Genomic DNA, 2980 nt, shown 5'->3' with positions numbered 1-2980 from the left:
CCGCCGGATGCGACCGCGACGGCCGTCGTGCACCCGCTACCCGATGGCAGCCGGTTGATCCTGGTCGCCGACACCACGCAGGCCACCCAGGTCGCGCATCAGTTGCGCGGCTTGATGATCGGGGCGGGCCTGGTGACCCTGCTGCTCGCGGCGTTGCTACTCATCGCGGTCAGCCGGGCGGCGCTGCGTCCGCTGGATCGGCTCACCGCGCTGGCCAACGCCATCACCACCGGGGACCGCGGCCGACGGCTGCACCCGGAGCGCACCGACACCGAACTCGGCCGCGCCGCAAGCGCTTTCGACGGCATGCTGGACGCACTAGAACTGTCCGAGCACCGGGCCCGGCGCGCCGCCGACACCGCGCAGCGCGCGGAGACTGCGACCCGGCGATTTCTCGTCGACGCCGCCCACGAGTTGCGCACCCCGATCGCCGGCATTCAGGTCGCCGCCGAGCAGGTCGCGCACAGCGCCTCCGAACACCGCGACGACGGGCAATACCGCCGGGCGAGCCTGTTGCTCTCCGATGCTCGCCGGGCCGGACGGCTCGTCTCCGACATGCTGGACCTGAGCCGCATCGACGCCGGGCTCGCGCTCGAGCTGCACGACGTGGACGTGGCCGCCGTGCTCGACGGCGAGGCCGACCGGGCCGCGATGCTGGCACCACAGGTCAGCGTCACCCGCACCGGTTTGACCACACTGCATCTGGACGCCGACGCGACCCGTCTGTCGCAGATCGTGTCCAACCTGCTCGACAACGCCCGCCGGTACACACCGGCCGGCGGAGCCATCACCGTCGACCTTCGCGCCCCCGAGAGCCTCGTGGAGATCACCATCACCGACACCGGCCCCGGCATTCCGGATGACCAGCGGGACAACATCTTCGAGCGGCTGGTGCGCCTGGACCCCGGTCGCGCCCGCGACCACGGCGGCGCGGGGCTCGGCCTGGCGATCGCGCGGGCGCTGGCGCGCGCCCACGGCGGCGACCTGGTTTGCCTGCCGCACCAGGGCGGCGCACAGTTTCGGCTCACGTTTCCGCGGGCATGAGGACGGGCGGTGGCCGCCCGTCTGAGGCGGCCCCCGCCCGGCACGGCTAGCGCACGGCCGGTATCAGAACCCCGGCGGTGGCGGGGGACGGAACTGTCCACCGGGACCGCCGGGGGGCGGCGGTGCGAACGGTCCGCCCGGCGGGGGCGGGCCGCCGGGTCCACCCGGACCCGGTCCCCAGGGTTGCCCCGGCCCCGGCGGCGGTGGCGGCGGATCCGCGCTCGCCACCGCGGCACCGATCCCGGCCGCGGCCACCCCGAGGGTTCCCGCGATCAACGAACCAGCGATCATTTGCTTGATCTTCACTGGGCCCATCCATCCTCTCTGTCGATGGTTTCTTCACCCGGTCGGCGCGAAATCGTGCTACTCGCACCGCATTTACCGGTCACCGCACCGTAGGAAGTCAGCCTGAAGCCGACCTGAAGATGGCAGGAACCGCTCAGCGAGAGCCCGTCAGCGCGGGGAAGCCGGCGCGGTCACGGCCGTCAGCCGCCACTTATCCAGCCAGGGCCGCACCAACTCGGCGACGGAGAATTTCGCCCGTGCCGCGCACCCGGCTTTAGGGGTCTTGGGGTCGCCGCCGCGGATGAGGATGCCGACGGCGCTGACGGTGCCGTCCTTTTCGTACAGATACACCGGGCCACCCGAATCGCCGCACTGGCCGCTCGCCAGGAACACGACCTTGCTGCCGGTGATCTGCACGATCTGCCCGCAGGCGTCCGCGCCGGAGCCCATGCCGAATTTGCACAGCTGCTGGCCGAGCCGCAGGGTGGTGGCGACACCGCTGACCGGCAACGACGAGGCGATCGCTGAGGACTGGGGAACGTTGTCACCGTCCAGCGTGATCAGGCCGATGTCGTGCTGTTCGTCGTGGACTCCCTCGCTCACCGTCTCGGTGAAGGTGCCCAGCGTCGCGTAGGGCAGGACGCCGCCCAGGTTCATCGTCACCTTGCTGCGTTCCCCGGGGCGATTGCAGTGCCCGGCGGTCAGGATCCCTGTCCTGCCGCTGCTGGTGCGCACCAAAAACCCTGCGGTACAGCCCATTCCGCCGGAACCGTCAGCGTAGGCGACATAAATTCCGGCGCCGGGGCCGGCGGCGCTGGCGCCGGGCAGATCGATCGGTGCCAGGACGGACGGCGGAGACGGCGCCGCCTGCTGCACCGGAGTGGCGGTCCCGGGGAACAAGCAGACGGCCGCCACCAGTGCGGCGATGCTGCACACCACCGCAAGGCCGAGCAACGAGGTGTGGATCTTGGCGCGGCGTGGCTGCACGGCCAAGGCGGCGAACAGGCTCCTCTTCGGCTTGCGACGCCGCTCGGCCGGACCGGGCAGGAAGCCCATCACGGCGAGCACCGCCAACACCAGGGCGCTCAGCGGCAGCGCGACGGCACGAGCTGGCGAGTACGGCGTCCCCCAGCTCGCGACCTCCATCGCGTACACCCTCTCCATTAGACCGATCTTTGGCGCACCGCGCGGCGGTCTGACGAAGTTGGGTGATCAGCTGATGGCGGCCGGTTCGGGGGAGTGTTCGTCGTCGAGGTGACGGCGCGCGCGGCGGTGGTGCCGACGGAAGTGCCGGATCTCGATGATCAGCCCCGTCAGTCCCAGCGCGCTCGTAACCGCCGACACCAGATACAACAGCGCGCTGATGTGACCGGCGAGCGCATCGCCGAGAACCACCACGGCGGTGGTACCCGGCAGTAGCCCGACCAGAGTCGCCACCCCGTAGGGCAGCACCCGCACGCTCGACGCGCCCGCCGCGTAGTTGAGGGCGGAGAACGGCACCGCGGGAATCAGCCGCAACGAGAGGATGGCCAGCCAGCCCCGTTGTCGCAGGCGCTCTTCCACCGTGTCGATGGATCGGTGGCGCACCAGGCGGTTCAACCGCCACCCGGCCGCGCGCACCAATAGCAGGGCGATCATCGCGCTCGCGGTG

At 71.1% G+C, this 2980-nt stretch carries 4 protein-coding genes; 1 reads left to right on the top strand and 3 read right to left on the bottom strand.

Annotated features, from left to right (window positions below; genetic code table 11):
* A partial coding sequence (locus A5708_RS22475; RefSeq protein WP_065030738.1) for a sensor histidine kinase occupies positions 1-1044 on the top strand: 1044 nt, incomplete at its 5' end.
* A gap of 63 nt (positions 1045-1107) precedes the next feature.
* On the opposite strand, the gene A5708_RS26495 is transcribed toward A5708_RS22475, so the two are convergent.
* The 3 genes from A5708_RS26495 to A5708_RS22465 form a co-directional block, all read right to left on the bottom strand.
* Complete coding sequence (locus A5708_RS26495) at positions 1108-1350, bottom strand: hypothetical protein (protein WP_081293049.1); 243 nt, start codon at positions 1348-1350, stop codon at positions 1108-1110.
* 147 nt (positions 1351-1497) lie between these two features.
* Positions 1498-2493 carry a S1 family peptidase gene (locus A5708_RS22470; protein ID WP_065030737.1) on the bottom strand — a complete coding sequence of 332 codons (996 nt, stop codon included), beginning with the start codon at positions 2491-2493 and terminating at the stop codon, positions 1498-1500.
* A 48-nt stretch (positions 2494-2541) separates the two neighbouring features.
* Positions 2542-2980 (bottom strand): TVP38/TMEM64 family protein (locus A5708_RS22465; RefSeq protein ID WP_196772719.1); only part of this gene is annotated, 439 nt, incomplete at its 5' end.

The organism is Mycobacterium colombiense (genome assembly GCF_001672755.1).
GTDB lineage: Bacteria > Actinomycetota > Actinomycetes > Mycobacteriales > Mycobacteriaceae > Mycobacterium > Mycobacterium colombiense_C.
Note: the sequence above shows the minus strand (reverse complement) of the source record. Positions and strands in the feature narration are given on the sequence as shown.